We start from the raw sequence: 14,014 nt of genomic DNA, 5'->3' as shown, positions 1-14,014 counted from the left end.
CCACGGCCGTTTGCTCGTGCCCGGCGTGGTGGCCGTGCTGGCCGCGCTGGCGCTGGCCGGGTGCAGCAGCGGCTCCTCCTCGTCCGCCTCGCAGGCCGCGGGCTCCCCGTCGGACTCCGGCTCGGCCAGGCCGGCCTCGTCGGCCCCCGCGCGGTCGGCCGACGGGAACCAGTTGCAGGACGACTACCAGCGGGTCATCGCCGACGTGCTGCCCTCGGTGGTGCAGATCACCACCGGCGACAGCCTCGGCTCCGGGATCGTCTACGACGACAAGGGCGACATCGTCACCAACGCCCACGTGGTGGGCACTGCGACCACCTTCACCGTCACCCTCGCCAACAGCACCAGGTCGCTGGACGCCACCCTGGTCGGCAGCTACCCCGACACCGACCTCGCGGTGATCAAGCTGAGCAGCCCGCCGAGCGGCCTCAAGCCGGCCGTCTTCGGGGACTCCGGCAAGGTCCAGCTCGGCCAGATCACCCTCGCCATGGGCAGCCCGCTCGGCCTCTCCAGCAGCGTCACCCAGGGCATCGTCTCGGCCACCGGACGGACCGTCTCCGAACCCAGGGGCGGCGGCTCGCCCGGCGCCACCATCGGCAACATGGTGCAGACCTCGGCCGCGATCAACCCGGGCAACAGCGGCGGCGCGCTGGTCAACCTGGACAGCCAGGTGATCGGCATCAACACGCTCGCGGCGACGGAACCCGAGGCCAACGGCGCGGCCGCGCCCGGCATCGGCTTCGCCATCCCGGCGTCCACCATCACCAACATCACCGACCAGCTGATCAAGCAGGGCAAGGTCACCAACTCCGGCCGGGCCGCGCTCGGTATCACCGCCCGGACCAGCTTCGACCAGCAGTTCAAGCCCGCCGGCGCGGTCATCGTGGCGGTCACCGCAGGCGGCCCGGCCGCCTCGGCGGGGATGCAGGCCGGCGACGTGATCACCAAGATCGGGGACGCCGCGGTCGACTCGCTGAACGCGCTCACCACCGCGCTCGCCTCGCTCACCCCGGGCGACAAGGCCACCGTCACCTACACCAGGGACGGCAACAGTCGGACCGCCGACGTCACCCTCGGCACCCTGGAGAGCCCCTGAGGACCCCGTCCGGCCGGGCCGCACGCCGCGCAAGGGCTCCGCGGACCGGCCGCCCCACCGGAACGGCGCCGGGACCTCGTCACTGCCTCGACGAGGTCCCGGCGCCGTGCCGCGCTCCGGCTCAGCGCCGTGCCGCGCTCCTGCTCAGCGGCGGGCGGTGCGGGTGCGCCAGGGCAGTTCGACGGTGATGCTGCTCGGGCCGCCCTCCGGGCTCTGTACCAGGAGCACCCCGTCCACCGCGCGGATCCGCTCGGTCAGCCCGGCCAGGCCGCTGCCCGGGTAGGGGGCGGCGCCGCCCTTGCCGTCGTCCTGGACCAGCACCATCAGCTGGTTGTCGGAGCGCCAGACGTCGACCGAGGCGGTGCGGGCGCCGGCGTGCTTGGAGACGTTGGTCAGCAGCTCGCTGACGGTGAAGTACGCGATGCCCTCGACCGCCGAGTCCGGGCGCTCGGGCTGGCCGTCCGGCCCCTTCAGGTCGACGTTCACCTTGACCCCGCCGGGGACGGTGCAGCGGGCGGCGACCGAGGACAGGGCCGCGTCCAGGCCGCGGTCGGTGAGCACCGCCGGGTGGATGCCCCGGGCCAGGTCGCGCAGCTCCTGGAGGGCCAGCTTCACCTCGCCGTGCGCGTTGTCGACCATCTTCGTGGCGGCCGCCACGTCGTCCTCGGTCTCGACCTCGCGCAGCCGCTCCTTGGCCATGCCCAGGTCCATGGCCAGCGCGACCAGGCGGGCCTGGGCGCCGTCGTGCAGGTCGCGCTCGATCCGGCGCAGGTCGGCGGCGGCGGTGTCGACCACCATGCCGCGGTCGTCCTCCAGCTCGCGCACCCGCTCGGCCAGGGCGCCCGGGAAGAGCAGCGACTCGACCAGGATCCGGTCGATCGCCGCCAGCGCCCGGATCACCCAGGGCAGCACCGGCCACATCACGGTGACCGCGACCAGGGTCACCGTGAAGCTCAGGATGCCCCAGGGCAGCATCAGCACGTTGTAGAGCGCCGATCGCCAGTTCAGCAGGTCGGTCAGGTGGGCGATGGTGAAGCCCACCACCCCCGGCCGGCGCTGCTGCACCGGCTCCGGCTCGTGGATCGCGGAGTCGTACGCGGCCCGGGCCCGCCAGCGGCCCAGCCCGCCCAGGGCGCGGGAGACGGCCAGCCCGCCGGCCAGCAGCGGCAGGCCGACCACGGTGATCGACATCCCCAGACCGGCCGAGAGCGTGATGGCGGTGAGCGAGAAGCCGGCGACGCCGAGCGGCAGGTTGAGCAGCAGCTGGCCGACCTGCCGCCACATCTGTGCGCCGTACAGCGGCGGGCGGACCATCTGAGCGTCCTGCTCCTTGATGGCGTCCACGGTGCGGCGGTGCAGCGGCTTCATCTGGATCTACCGTCCCTCTTGGTCGAGCTGGTGGACCAAGCTTCCCGAACCCGGGGCGGAAGATGCCATGGGGGTGATACATCTTCCCGGACGGGGGTTATCCCTACCCCCGTCCTGGTCGTCGGGCCACTGCCCGGTGCTCGCGGGAGTGTCCACCGGACGTCTTGCGGAGCGGGCAGGGTTCGGGCGGAGCGGAGCCGTCCCCTTAGACTCACGCATTGGCCATGGTTATGACCGTGCGAGGAAACGTCGTAGAACTGCCTTGAGGGGTTGTTCACGGCCGAGGTGGAGGGCGAAGGCATGGAGGGGCAGCATGCGGCTGCCGTCGCGGCCGACCCGGCGGTCGGCGGCGGCTACTTCGACGCGTACGCCGCGATGGGCCTGCTGGCCGTCGTCGGGGTGCTCTTCGTCGCCGTGGCGTTCACCGCCAACCGGCTGCTGCGGCCGGTGGTCTACTCGCCCGAGAAACTCCTCGCCTACGAGTGCGGGGTGGACCCGGTGGGCGAGGACTGGGCGCACACCCAGATCCGCTACTACGTGTACGCCTTCCTGTACGTGATCTTCGCGGTCGACGCGATCTACCTGTTCCCGTGGGCGACGGTCTTCGCCACCGCCGGGTACGGCGCCGGAACGCTGATCGAGATGTTCCTCTTCATCGGCTTCCTCGCGGTCGGCCTGCTCTACGCCTGGAAGAAGGGCGTTCTGGAATGGACGTGACGCACTCCCACTCGCACGGCGCCCAGGACGGCCCGGTCCCGCTCGGCCTCCCTGACCCGTCGCGCCCCGGCGCCGTCGAGCGCCGTGGCATCGGTCCGCTGGCCCGGCTCGCGCCCGACCCGGTCAAGATCGTGCTCAACTGGGGCCGCCGCTACAGCCTCTGGTGCTTCAACTTCGGCCTGGCCTGCTGCGCGATCGAGTTCATCGCCGCGTCCATGGCCAAACACGACTTCATCCGGATGGGTGTCATTCCGTTCGCGCCCGGACCCCGTCAGGCCGACCTGATGATCGTCTCGGGGACGGTGACCGACAAGATGGCGCCCGCCGTCAAGCGCCTCTACGAGCAGATGCCCGAGCCGAAGTACGTCATCTCCTTCGGCGCCTGCTCCAACTCCGGCGGCCCGTACTGGGACTCCTACTCGGTGACCAAGGGCGTGGACCAGATCATCCCGGTCGACGTCTACGTGCCCGGCTGCCCGCCCCGGCCCGAGGCGCTGCTCCAGGGCATCCTCAAGCTCCAGGAGAAGATCGCCGCCGAGTCGCTGCCCGACCGCTACACCGCGCCCGCGGCGGCGCTGCGCCGCCCGCTGGTGACGGGGCCTTCGACCGAGGGAGGGGTCTCGTGACTTCCGCCGAGCAGTACGCGGCGTCGGTCGGGGAGTGGGCGACCGGCGCCGAGGCTTACGGGCTGGTCACCGTCGACGTCCCCGCCGAGCACTGGATCGAGGCGCTCACCAGTGCCCGCGACACGCTCGGCCTGGGCTACTTCGACTGGCTGAGCGCCGTCGACGAACTGGCCGAGGGCTTCTCCGTGGTCGCCCACCTCGCCTCCGCCGACGCCCCGGGCGTGCGCCACCTGGCGCTGCGCACCCGGGTGCCGCGGGACAAGGCCGCGCTGCCCACCGCCGTCCCGGTCTACGCGGGCGCCGCCTGGCACGAGCGCGAGACCCACGAGATGTTCGGCATCGACTTCCCCGGACACCCCTACCTCGCCACCCTGCTGCTGCCGGACGGCTTCGAGGGGTACCCGCTGCGCAAGGAGTTCGTGCTCGCGGCCCGGGTCGCCAAGGCCTGGCCGGGCGCCAAGGAGCCGGGCGAGTCGGACCACGGCGACGGGCCCGCCCGGCGCAAGATGCAGCCGGCCGGGGTGCCGGACCCGAACGAGTGGGGGCCGCTGAAGGGCACCCTGCCGCCGGTCGCCGAGCGGCCCGCGCGCGGTGCGCGGGCGGCGGGCGCGGCCGGGCGGACGCCCCGGGCTGCTGGTGCTGCTGGTGCTGGGACCGGTGCTGCTGCTGCCGGTGCCGAGGGTGCGGCGGTGCGGGCGGACCGGCCGCGGCGGACCAGGACGGTGGCGGAGGGGTCGGCGAGTCAGGCGGGGGCCGAGGCCGCTGGTGCCGCTGCTCCGACCGCTGCTCCTGCTCCTGCCGCTGCTTCGGCCGCTGGTGAGGCGGCGCCCGTGGTGCGGGCGGACCGGCCGCGCCGGGTCAGGTCGGTGTCCGACGGATCGGTCAGCCAGGCTGCGGAGCCGGCGGCCGCCGAGGCCGCTGTGCCCGCCGAACCGAAGGCCGAGGGCTCGGCGTCGCCGCGGACCCGGTCCTCGGACGCGCCCTGGCACAACCCGGTGCCCGCGCACGACGAGCCCGCGAAGCCCGCCGGGGCACAGGCACCGGCCGAGCCCGCGAAGCCCGCGGAGCAGCCTGCCGAGGAGCAGGCGTCCGCCGAGCCGGCGAAGCCCGCCGTGCCCGCGGCTGAGCAGGACGAGACGTCGGCCGGACCGGCCGGCCAGGACGGAGACGGCGCGTGAACCTGCTCGACACGGTGCTGCGCTGCGTCGCCACCCTGGTCGTCTTCCTCACCTTCCCGCTGGTCATCGGCCAGACCGAGCACAAGGTCATGGCGCACATGCAGGGCCGGCTCGGCCCGATGTACGCGGGCGGCTTCCACGGCTGGGCGCAGCTCGTCGCGGACGGCGTGAAGTTCGCGCAGAAGGAGGACATCGTCCCGGCCGGGGCGGACCGCAGGATCTTCCAGCTGGCGCCCGCCGTCTCGCTGCTGCCGTACCTCTTCGTGCTGCTGGCGATCCCGGTCGGCCCGAACGGCTTCGTCGGCCAGGCGATCGACGCCGGCCTGTTCTTCGTGCTGGCCGTGATGGGCGTCGGCGTGATCGGCAAGCTGATGGCCGGCTGGGCCTCGGCGAACAAGTTCTCGCTGCTCGGCGGCCTGCGCACGGCCGCGCAGCTGATGTCGTACGAGCTGCCGATGGTGCTGGCGGCGGCCTCGGTGGCGATGGCCGCCGGGACGCTCTCGCTGCCCGGGATCGTGGACGCCTGGGAGTGGTACTGGCTGCCCTGGCAGCTCATCGGCGCGTTCGTGTTCTTCACGGCCGGTCTGGCCGAGCTCCAGCGCCCGCCGTTCGACATGCCGGTCGCCGACTCGGAGATCATCTTCGGCGCGTACACCGAGTACACGGGTCTGCGCTTCGCACTGTTCCTGCTGTCCGAGTACGTGGGCATCCTGGTGGTGTCGGCGCTGACCGCGGTGCTCTTCCTGGGCGGCTGGCACGGCCCGCTGTCGGACCAGCTCGGCTGGCTCTGGATGATCCTGAAGACCTTCGCGCTGGCCTTCGTGGTCATCTGGCTGCGGGTCACCTACCCGCGTCTGCGCGAGGACCAGCTGATGCGCTTCGCGTGGACCGTGCTGATCCCGCTCGCCCTCGTCCAGCTGGCCCTGACCGGCGTCATCAAGGTGGCGATCTCATGAGTTTTCCCGGTGCCGGCCTGGCCAAGGGCCTGGCCGTGACCCTGCGGACGATGACGAAGAAGACCGTCACCGCGCAGTACCCCGACGTGCAGCCGGTGCTGCCGCCGCGTTCGCGCGGCGTCATCGCGCTGCTGGAGGAGAACTGCACGGTGTGCATGCTCTGCGCGCGCGAGTGCCCGGACTGGTGCATCTACATCGACTCCCACAAGGAGACGCTGCCGGCCGCCGAGCCGAACGCGCGGGCCCGCACCCGCAACGTGCTGGACCGGTTCGCCATCGACTTCTCGCTCTGCATGTACTGCGGGATCTGCATCGAGGTGTGCCCCTTCGACGCGCTGTTCTGGTCGCCCGAGTTCGAGTACGCCGAGACCGACATCCTGGAGCTGACCCACGAGCGGGACAAGCTCCGCGAGTGGATGTGGACCGTCCCCGCGCCGCCGGCGCTGGACCCGGCGGCCGAGGAGCCCAAGGAGATCACCACCGCGCGCAAGGCCGCGGACAAGCTGGCGGCCGCCGCGGCCGCCGCAGCCGCCTCGGCGGCCTCGGACGAGGGGGAGGCCCAGTGAGCGCCGCCACCCTGCTCGCGGCGACCGGCTCGCTGGAGCCGGCCGCCCGTTCGTTCCTGTCCCCGACCGGGGTGGAGATCGTCTTCCTGCTGGTCGGCATCGCCGTGCTCGGCTCGGCCGTGGTCGCCGTCAGCACCAAGCAGCTGGTGCACGCCGCGCTCTGGCTGGTGGTCGCGCTGGGCGGGCTGGCGGTGGAGTTCCTGCTGCTCACCGCCGAGTTCATCGCCTGGGTGCAGGTGCTGATCTACCTCGGCTCGGTGATCGTCCTGGTGCTGTTCGGGCTGATGCTCACCAAGGCGCCGATCGGGCGCTCGCCGGACGCCGACTCCAAGAACCGCTGGGTGGCCCTGGCCGTGGCGCTCGCCTCGGCCGGGACGCTGGTGACGCTGGTCGTCGACGCCTTCCGGACCTCCTGGATCGACCTCGGCGCGGGGGGCGGCTCGGCCGCCGTCACCGGGGCGAGCCTGTTCCGCCACTGGGTGCTGCCCTTCGAGGCCCTCTCCGTGCTGCTGCTGGCGGCGCTGGTCGGCGCGATCGTGCTGTCGCGCGGGTCGAAGCGGCGGGTGCCGCCGCCCCGGGCGGGCCGGCTGCGGGCCGGCCGGCCGGTGGGCTCGAACGGGACGGTCGCCGCCACCGTGCCCCGGCCGGCGCCGGAGAGCCCGGCGGCCGCAGAGGCCGCAGAGGCTGCGCCGTCCGCGCCCGCTGCGCCGTCCGGGCCGTCCGCGCCGTCCGCGTCGGAGGAGAGCTGATGCACCTCGCCTACCCCGTCGTCCTCGCCGCGCTGCTGTTCAGCGTCGGCGTGTACGGCGTGCTCGCCCGGCGCAACGCCGTCCTGGTCCTGATGTCCGTCGAGCTGATGCTCAACGCCGTCAACCTCAACCTGGTCGCCTTCGACACCTGGCTGCGCGACTCGCTGCACGCCGGCCAGGCGCTCACCCTGTTCACCATCACCGTCGCCGCCGCCGAGGTCGGGCTGGGGCTCGCCATCGTCCTGCTGCTGTTCCGGGCCCGGGGCACCGCGGACATCGACCGGGCCACCGCGCTCGGCGATCCGGCGGAGTCGCTCGCCGAGGAGACGCCGGCCGGAACCGAGGCGCTGAAGGGCCAGGCCGCCGCATGAACCTCGCCCTGCCCGCCCTCGTCCCCGCGCTGCCCGCACTCGGGGCCGCCGCGACCCTCGCCGTCGGCAAGAAGGCGCCCGGCCTGGCCCGGCCGCTGGCCATCGTGCCGGTCGCCGTCTCGGCCGTGCTCGCCCTGGTCGTCGCCCTCCAGCTCGGCACCGGCCAGGCGCTGGACGCCGCCACCCGGCTCACCCCGACCGGCGGCCCGGACATCGCGCTCGCCCTCCACCTGGACGGCTTCAGCTCGCTGATCTCCGTGCTGGTCGGCCTGGTCGCCACCTGTGTGCAGGTCTACTCGACCGCGTACCTCAGGAAGGACCCGCGCTACCCGTCGTACGCCGCGCTGGTCTCGCTGTTCACCGCGGCGATGTTCCTGGTGGTCTACTCGGGCGACCTGATCGTGCTGCTGGTCGGCTGGGAGGTCATGGGCATCTGCTCGTACTTCCTGATCGGCCACCACTGGGAGACCGAGGACGCCCGCTCGGCCTCGCTCAAGGCCTTCCTGGTCACCAAGCTCGGCGACGTGCCGTTCCTGTTCGGGATCTTCCTGCTCGGCGCGGACGCCGGCAGCTTCCGGATCCCCGACGTGCTGGCCGCCGCGACCGACGGGCGGCTCGGCCACCCGACGCTGATCGCCCTGCTGCTGCTCGCCGGGGTGGCCGGCAAGAGCGCGCAGTTCCCGCTGCACACCTGGCTCCCGGACGCCATGGCCGGCCCGACGCCGGTCTCCGCGCTGATCCACGCCGCCACCATGGTCGCGGCCGGCATCTACCTGGTGGCCCGGCTGCTGCCGGTGTTCCTGCTGTCGGGCGCGGCGCTGGTCGTACTGGCCGTGATGGCCGCCGTGACGATGATCGGCTCGGCGCTCTGCGCGCTCGCCCAGGACGACCTCAAACGGGTGCTCGCCTACTCCACCGTCGGCCAGCTCGGCTACATGGCCGGGGCGCTGGCCGCCGGCGACCGCGAGGCCTCCGTCTTCCACCTGGTCAGCCACGGCGCCTTCAAGGCGCTGCTGTTCCTGGCCGCCGGCGTGGTGATCCACGCCGCGCACACCAACTCGATCTCCGCGATGTCCCGGATCCCCGGGCTGCGCAAGCGCGTCCCGGACGCCTACTGGACGATGGGCATCGCGCTCGTCGCCCTGGTCGGGCTGCCGCCGTTCTCCGGCTTCTTCAGCAAGGAGGCGGTGCTGACCGCCGCCGAGCACGCCGCCAACGGCGAGGCGCTCACCAACGGGCTCGGCCCGGCCTCGGCCGTGCCGGAGGCCGCCGGGTGGATCGTGCTGATCTCCGCCGGACTCACCGCGCTGCTCACCGCCGCGTACGCGACCCGGCTCTTCCTGGTCAGCTTCCACAGCCCGCAGGCCGAAGGGGCGCAGGCTGCCGCAGCGTCGCGGACCGCAGCCTCCCAGGTCGGCGCGGCGCCGGCAGTGGCGTCCGCGGCCGGGCACGAGGCGGACGCGCCGTACTCGCCCGAGCTCGACGAGGCCGACCCGGCCACCGCCGAGCCGCCCGCGATGCGCTGGCCGCTCTGGGTGCTGGCGATCCCGACCATGGGCTTCGGCGTCGCCGGGCTGCGCTCGGACTGGCTGCCCGCGCTGCTGGACGGCGGCTCGCTGCGCCCCTCGGCCGTCACCGCCGTCATCGGCACCGGGCTCGCCGTGGTCGGCGTGCTCGCGGCGTACGGCGCCTGGCGCTCGGCGACCGCGCGGCTGGCCACCGGCCGCCCGGCCCCGGCCGATGCCGGCCGGGTGCCCGAGCAGGCCGGAGCCCCGGCCGCCGAGGTGATCGTCGCCGACCCCGGGCGCACCCTGCTCGGCCCGCTGTTCGGCCCGGCCCGGCACGGGTTCGGCGTCGACCGGCTGTACCACGCGGTGTTCGTCCGCCCGGTGACCGCAGCCGCCCGGCTGGTCCGCTTCCTCGACCGCGAGGTCGTCGAGACCTACGTGCGCGGCAGCGGGGTCGGCGCCAACCTGCTCGGCCGGGCCGTCCGGCTCGCGCAGACCGGCAACGCGCAGACCTACCTCAGCGCGCTGCTCGCCGGCGTCGTCCTGCTGGCCGTCCTGGTGGCGGTGTAGCGGATGCCGTACCCCCTCTCCCCGGTTCCCCCGATTCCGACCGCCGCCCGTAGGAGCCCCCGATGAACGCAGTCCTCATCGCCCTCCTGGTGCTGCCGCTGCTCGGCGCCGCGCTCACCCTGGCGCCGGTGTTCGGCCGGGAGCCGGCCGCCGCCGACCGGCGGGCGCTGCGGCTGAACACCGTCGTCACCGGCGCGGTGCTGCTGCTCACCGTCGCCCTGGCGGCCGGTTTCGACCACGACGAGCCCGCCCGGATGCAGGCCACCACCGACGTGTCCTGGATCCCGGCCCTCAACGTGCGCCTCCACCTCGGCGTGGACGGCATCTCGCTGCCGCTGATCGTGCTGACCGCACTGCTCACCTTCCTCTGCGCGCTGTACTCGGAGAAGCGGCTGCCGGGCGGGGACGCCCGGGGCGAGGCCCCTGAGGGGCGCCGTCCGTCGGCGAAGGCCTTCGTCGGGCTGTTCCTCCTCCTCGAAGTCGGCATGCTCGCCACCTTCGCGGTGCTGGACCTCCTGCTCTTCTTCCTGGCCTTCGAGATCGTGCTGATCCCGATGTACTTCCTGATCGCCCGCTGGGGGAGCGGCGCGAAGGCCCCGGCCGCCAACCGGTTCATCCTGTACACGCTGCTCGGCTCGGCCGTGATGCTGCTCGGCTTCCTGCTGATCGGCAGCAAGGCCGGGACCTTCGACATGCAGGCCCTGGCCGCCGCGCACGGCAACGGCCTGAGCCACACCACCCAGGTGATCGCCGCCCTGGCGATCATGGTCGGGCTCGCGGTCAAGGCCCCCGCCTGGCCGCTGCACAGCTGGCTCCCGGACGCGCACACCGCCGCCCCGACGGTCGGCTCGGTGCTGCTCGCCGGCGTGCTGCTGAAGATGGGCACGTACGGTCTGGTCCGCGTCCTCCTTCCGGTCGTGCCCGACGGCACCGCGACGCTCGCCCCCTACCTGGGCGCGTTCGCCGCCGTCGGCATCGTCTACGGATCACTGGCCTGTCTGGCGCTGGCCCGCCCCGGCGCCAAGGGCGACCTCAAGCGCCTGATCGCGTACTCCTCCGTCGGCCACATGGGCTTCGTGCTGCTGGGCATCGCCTCCCTCACTCCGGTGGGCGTCAACGGCGCGCTGTTCGCCAACATCGCCCACGGTCTGATCACCGGTCTGCTGTTCTTCCTCGTCGGCGCCCTCAAGGACCGCTACGGCACGGCGGACCTCGACACCCTCTCCGGCGCCACCGGCGCCGCCCTGTACGGCCGCGCCCCGCGGATCGGCGCGCTGCTCGCCTTCGCCGCCGTCGCCAGCCTCGGCCTGCCCGGCCTGGCCGGCTTCTGGGGCGAGCTGCTCGCCATGTTCGGCGCGTTCGACCCGGCCGCCGGCCTGTCGCGCCCCGCGTTCGTCACCTACATGGTCCTGGCCGGTCTCGGCACCCTCCTCACCGCCGCCTACCTGCTGATCGTGGTCAAGCGCGTCTGCATGGGCGACCCCGAGCAGCCCGCCCCGGTGGACCAGGTCGCCGACCTGCGCCCGTACGAGGCCGTCAGCTGGACGCCGCTGGCTGCCCTCACCCTGCTCGCCGGCCTCTGGCCCGCGCTCCTGCTCGGCCTCTCCGACCCCACCGTCAAGCACCTCCTCGGGGGTGGCTGACCGTGCTCGGAGCCCAGATCGCCGCACTCGGACCTCACTCCACGGGGCAGCACACTGTGACCTCCCTCGCCGTAGCCAACCCGGGCAGCCTGATCCAGTCCGTGGACTGGGTGGCGATCGCGCCCCCGCTGATCGCCGCGGTGGCCGCCCTCGCCGTCCTGCTCACCGACCTGTTCCTGCCCGAGCGGCACCGGAAGTGGCTCGGCCGCCTAGCCGCGGCCGGACTCGCCCTCGCCCTCATCGCACTCCTCCCCCTCACCGGGGGATCACCCCGGGCGACCTTCTGTGTGCAGAACGTAGCAGGGGGGTCTGACAACGCGGGCTGCTCGTACGTCGCCGACCACTTCGCCCTGGTGTTCCAGCTGCTCGCCCTCGGCGGTGCGCTGATCGCCGCGCTGCTCTCCGCGCACACCGTCGAGGAGGAGAAGCTGCCCGGCGGCGAGTACTGGTTCCTGCTGCTCTCCAGCGCCACCGGCGCCGCGCTGCTGCCCGCCTCCCGCGACCTCGCCACCATGGTGATCGCGCTGGAGGTCGCCTCGCTGCCCGCCTTCGCCCTGGTCGCGCTGCGCCGGGACGGCCGGGGCGCCGAGGCCGCGCTCAAGTTCTTCGTCTCCTCCGTCACCGCCACGGCCGTGATGCTGCTCGGCGTCGGCTTCGTCTACGCGGCCAGCGGCAGCCTGCACCTCGGCGCCGTCGCCCAGGGCCTGGAACACGCCCCCGCGCAGCTCAAGCCGCTGGCCGAGGCGGGCGCCGTGCTGACCCTGGTCGGCTTCGCCTTCAAGGTCGCCGCCGTCCCGTTCCACTTCTGGGTGCCCGACACCTACACCGGCGCCCCGCTGCCGGTGGCCGGCTACCTCTCGGTGGTCGGCAAGGCGGCCGGCCTGTCCGGCCTCGCGCTCGCCACCACCATCGCCTTCCGCCCGTACGCGCACACCTGGGGCCTGGCGCTCGCCGTGCTGGCCGCCGTCACCATGACGGTGGGCAACGTCGGCGCGCTGCGCCAGCGCTTCGACACCCGCTACAGCGCGGTGCGGCTGCTCGCCTGGTCGTCCGTCGGCCAGGCCGGCTACCTGCTGGTGCCGCTCGCCGCCGCCGGCTACGCGCCCACCGGGGTCGACCCGCTCGGCGCCACCGCCGCGTACGCGCTGATCTACGGCGTGGTGAACCTCGGCGCGTTCGGCGTGGTCGCGGCGGTCGGCCGCCGGGCCGGGACCAGCGTGGACGACTTCCGCGGCCTGTTCGCCCGGCGCCGCTGGACGGCCCTCGCGCTCGCCTTCTTCCTGCTCTGCCTGGCCGGACTGCCCCCGGGCGTGATCGGCCTGTTCGGCAAGGTCGTGGTGTTCCGCGCGGCCGTCGACGCCGGGCTGGGCTGGCTGGCCGTCGTGATGGCCGTCAACGTGGTCATCGCGCTGTACTACTACCTGCTCTGGACGACCCGGCTGTTCGCCCCGGCGCAGGGTGCCGGGGAAGGTGCCGAACCGGGCGCCGCTCCGGTCGGCGGGGCCGGGGCCGAAGGCCGGCTGCCGGCCAGCCTGACCGCCACGCTGGGGCTCACCGCCTCGGTGGCCGTGGTCCTCTCCTTCGCCCCGCAGCTGGTCCTCCAGGTCGCCGGCGGAAGCCTGTTCTGAGCGGGTACCCGCCCGGCCGGCCGCCGCGGTCCGGCCCGGCGGGGTGCCGCGGCGGTGTCACGCCGGTCACAAGGGAACAAGGCCCAGGCCCCCACCCGTTGACCGGGCAAGAGGGACGAGGCAGAAAGGGCTTCCCCACCGCACCATTGGAGGGCCTGACGTGCATCGCCGGCACAACGGACTGAGGACCGCCGTCCTGCTCGGCGGCCTCTCGGCGCTCATCTTGGTGATCGGCGGATTCTTCGGCCGAACCGGCTTGGTGATCGCCCTGCTGGTCGCCCTCGGCACCAACGCCTACGCCTACTGGAACAGCGACAAGCTCGCGCTGCGGGCCATGCGGGCCCGGCCGGTCAGCGAGATCGAGGCGCCACGGCTCTACCGGATCGTCCGCGAGCTCTCCACCGCGGCCCGCCAGCCGATGCCGCGCCTCTACATCTCCCCGACCCCCGCGCCGAACGCCTTCGCCACCGGCCGCAACCCGCGCAACGCGGCCGTCTGCTGCACCGACGGCATCCTGCAGCTGCTGGACGAACGCGAGCTGCGGGGCGTGCTCGGGCACGAGCTGAGCCACGTCTACAACCGGGACATCCTGATCTCCTCGGTCGCCGGGGCGCTCGCCTCGGTGGTGATGTTCCTGGTGAACTTCGCCTGGCTGATCCCCTTCGGCCGCAGCGACGACGACGACGGGCCCGGCCTCTTCGGCATGCTCGCCATCATGATCCTCGGCCCGCTGGCGGCCGGGCTCATCCAGCTGGCCGTCAGCCGCTCCCGCGAGTACCAGGCCGACGCCGACGGCGCCCGGATCACCGGCGACCCGCTCGCCCTGGCCGGCGCGCTGCGCAAGCTCGACGCCGGCACCCGCCGGCTGCCCCTCCCGCCGGAGCCGCAGATCCAGACCGCCAGCCACATGATGATCGCCAGCCCCTTCCGCCCCGGCGAGGCCGGCGCCCGGCTCTTCTCCACCCACCCGCCGATGGCGGAGCGCATCGCCCGGCTGGAGCGGATGGCGGGCTACGGGCGCTGAGGCCCGCTCCGCGC

At 73.4% G+C, this 14,014-nt stretch carries 13 protein-coding genes; 12 read left to right on the top strand and 1 reads right to left on the bottom strand.

All coding sequences use genetic code 11. The features are described 5' to 3' along the window. The first annotated feature begins 10 nt into the window (after positions 1-10). Positions 11-1,096 (top strand): S1C family serine protease, encoded by a 1,086-nt coding sequence (locus ACFVTF_RS33500; RefSeq protein WP_387817829.1) that lies wholly within the window; start codon positions 11-13, stop codon positions 1,094-1,096. 144 nt (positions 1,097-1,240) lie between these two features. Here the strand turns inward: ACFVTF_RS33500 and ACFVTF_RS33495 are convergent, their stop codons facing one another. Further along, positions 1,241-2,410, bottom strand: coding sequence for a sensor histidine kinase (locus ACFVTF_RS33495; RefSeq protein WP_387817851.1), 1,170 nt, complete (start codon positions 2,408-2,410; stop codon positions 1,241-1,243). Between the two features lie 429 nt (positions 2,411-2,839). Here ACFVTF_RS33495 and ACFVTF_RS33490 point away from each other — a divergent pair, with 429 nt between their 5' ends. From ACFVTF_RS33490 to htpX, 11 genes are all read left to right on the top strand, one after another. Beyond that, positions 2,840-3,181, top strand: a complete 342-nt coding sequence (locus ACFVTF_RS33490) for an NADH-quinone oxidoreductase subunit A (protein WP_371522778.1) — start codon at positions 2,840-2,842, stop codon at positions 3,179-3,181. Continuing rightward, positions 3,172-3,807, top strand: coding sequence for an NADH-quinone oxidoreductase subunit B (locus ACFVTF_RS33485; RefSeq protein ID WP_387817828.1), 636 nt, complete (start codon positions 3,172-3,174; stop codon positions 3,805-3,807). Before ACFVTF_RS33490 ends, ACFVTF_RS33485 begins: the two co-directional genes overlap by 10 nt. Then, positions 3,804-4,985 carry an NADH-quinone oxidoreductase subunit C gene (locus tag ACFVTF_RS33480; protein WP_387817827.1) on the top strand — a complete coding sequence of 394 codons (1,182 nt, stop codon included), beginning with the start codon at positions 3,804-3,806 and terminating at the stop codon, positions 4,983-4,985. The genes ACFVTF_RS33485 and ACFVTF_RS33480 overlap by 4 nt, the downstream gene beginning before the upstream one ends. Beyond that, positions 4,982-5,941, top strand: coding sequence for an NADH-quinone oxidoreductase subunit NuoH (gene nuoH / locus ACFVTF_RS33475; RefSeq protein ID WP_387817826.1), 960 nt, complete (start codon positions 4,982-4,984; stop codon positions 5,939-5,941). Before ACFVTF_RS33480 ends, nuoH begins: the two co-directional genes overlap by 4 nt. After that, positions 5,938-6,507 (top strand): NADH-quinone oxidoreductase subunit I, encoded by a 570-nt coding sequence (locus ACFVTF_RS33470; protein WP_371518359.1) that lies wholly within the window; start codon positions 5,938-5,940, stop codon positions 6,505-6,507. The genes nuoH and ACFVTF_RS33470 overlap by 4 nt, the downstream gene beginning before the upstream one ends. Beyond that, positions 6,504-7,256: an NADH-quinone oxidoreductase subunit J gene (locus tag ACFVTF_RS33465; protein ID WP_387817825.1), complete on the top strand. Its 753-nt coding sequence runs from the start codon at positions 6,504-6,506 to the stop codon at positions 7,254-7,256. Before ACFVTF_RS33470 ends, ACFVTF_RS33465 begins: the two co-directional genes overlap by 4 nt. Then, complete coding sequence (gene nuoK, locus ACFVTF_RS33460; RefSeq protein ID WP_387817824.1) at positions 7,256-7,627, top strand: NADH-quinone oxidoreductase subunit NuoK; 372 nt, start codon at positions 7,256-7,258, stop codon at positions 7,625-7,627. The genes ACFVTF_RS33465 and nuoK overlap by 1 nt, the downstream gene beginning before the upstream one ends. After that, positions 7,624-9,705: an NADH-quinone oxidoreductase subunit L gene (locus ACFVTF_RS33455; protein WP_387817823.1), complete on the top strand. Its 2,082-nt coding sequence runs from the start codon at positions 7,624-7,626 to the stop codon at positions 9,703-9,705. Before nuoK ends, ACFVTF_RS33455 begins: the two co-directional genes overlap by 4 nt. 62 nt (positions 9,706-9,767) lie before the next feature. Beyond that, positions 9,768-11,348 carry a NuoM family protein gene (locus ACFVTF_RS33450; protein ID WP_387817822.1) on the top strand — a complete coding sequence of 527 codons (1,581 nt, stop codon included), beginning with the start codon at positions 9,768-9,770 and terminating at the stop codon, positions 11,346-11,348. 56 nt (positions 11,349-11,404) lie between these two features. Beyond that, positions 11,405-12,976 carry an NADH-quinone oxidoreductase subunit N gene (locus ACFVTF_RS33445; RefSeq protein ID WP_387817821.1) on the top strand — a complete coding sequence of 524 codons (1,572 nt, stop codon included), beginning with the start codon at positions 11,405-11,407 and terminating at the stop codon, positions 12,974-12,976. Between the two features lie 160 nt (positions 12,977-13,136). Next, complete coding sequence (gene htpX / locus ACFVTF_RS33440) at positions 13,137-14,000, top strand: zinc metalloprotease HtpX (protein WP_350876984.1); 864 nt, start codon at positions 13,137-13,139, stop codon at positions 13,998-14,000. The last annotated feature ends 14 nt before the right edge of the window (positions 14,001-14,014 follow it).

The organism is Kitasatospora sp. NPDC057940, from assembly GCF_042887425.1.
Classification (GTDB): Bacteria; Actinomycetota; Actinomycetes; order Streptomycetales; family Streptomycetaceae; genus Kitasatospora.
The sequence above is the reverse complement of the archived record's forward strand: the minus strand, read 5'-3'. Positions and strand labels throughout refer to the sequence as shown.

Coding starts and splice junctions, on each gene's coding strand:
- ACFVTF_RS33485 (WP_387817828.1), top strand. CDS start 3,172: ATGGACGTGACGCACTCCCACTCGCACGGCGCCCAGGACGGCCCGGTC.
- ACFVTF_RS33490 (WP_371522778.1), top strand. CDS start 2,840: ATGGGCCTGCTGGCCGTCGTCGGGGTGCTCTTCGTCGCCGTGGCGTTC.
- nuoK (WP_387817824.1), top strand. CDS start 7,256: ATGCACCTCGCCTACCCCGTCGTCCTCGCCGCGCTGCTGTTCAGCGTC.
- ACFVTF_RS33455 (WP_387817823.1), top strand. CDS start 7,624: ATGAACCTCGCCCTGCCCGCCCTCGTCCCCGCGCTGCCCGCACTCGGG.
- ACFVTF_RS33470 (WP_371518359.1), top strand. CDS start 5,938: ATGAGTTTTCCCGGTGCCGGCCTGGCCAAGGGCCTGGCCGTGACCCTG.
- ACFVTF_RS33495 (WP_387817851.1), bottom strand. CDS start 2,410: ATGGTCCGCCCGCCGCTGTACGGCGCACAGATGTGGCGGCAGGTCGGC.
- ACFVTF_RS33450 (WP_387817822.1), top strand. CDS start 9,768: ATGAACGCAGTCCTCATCGCCCTCCTGGTGCTGCCGCTGCTCGGCGCC.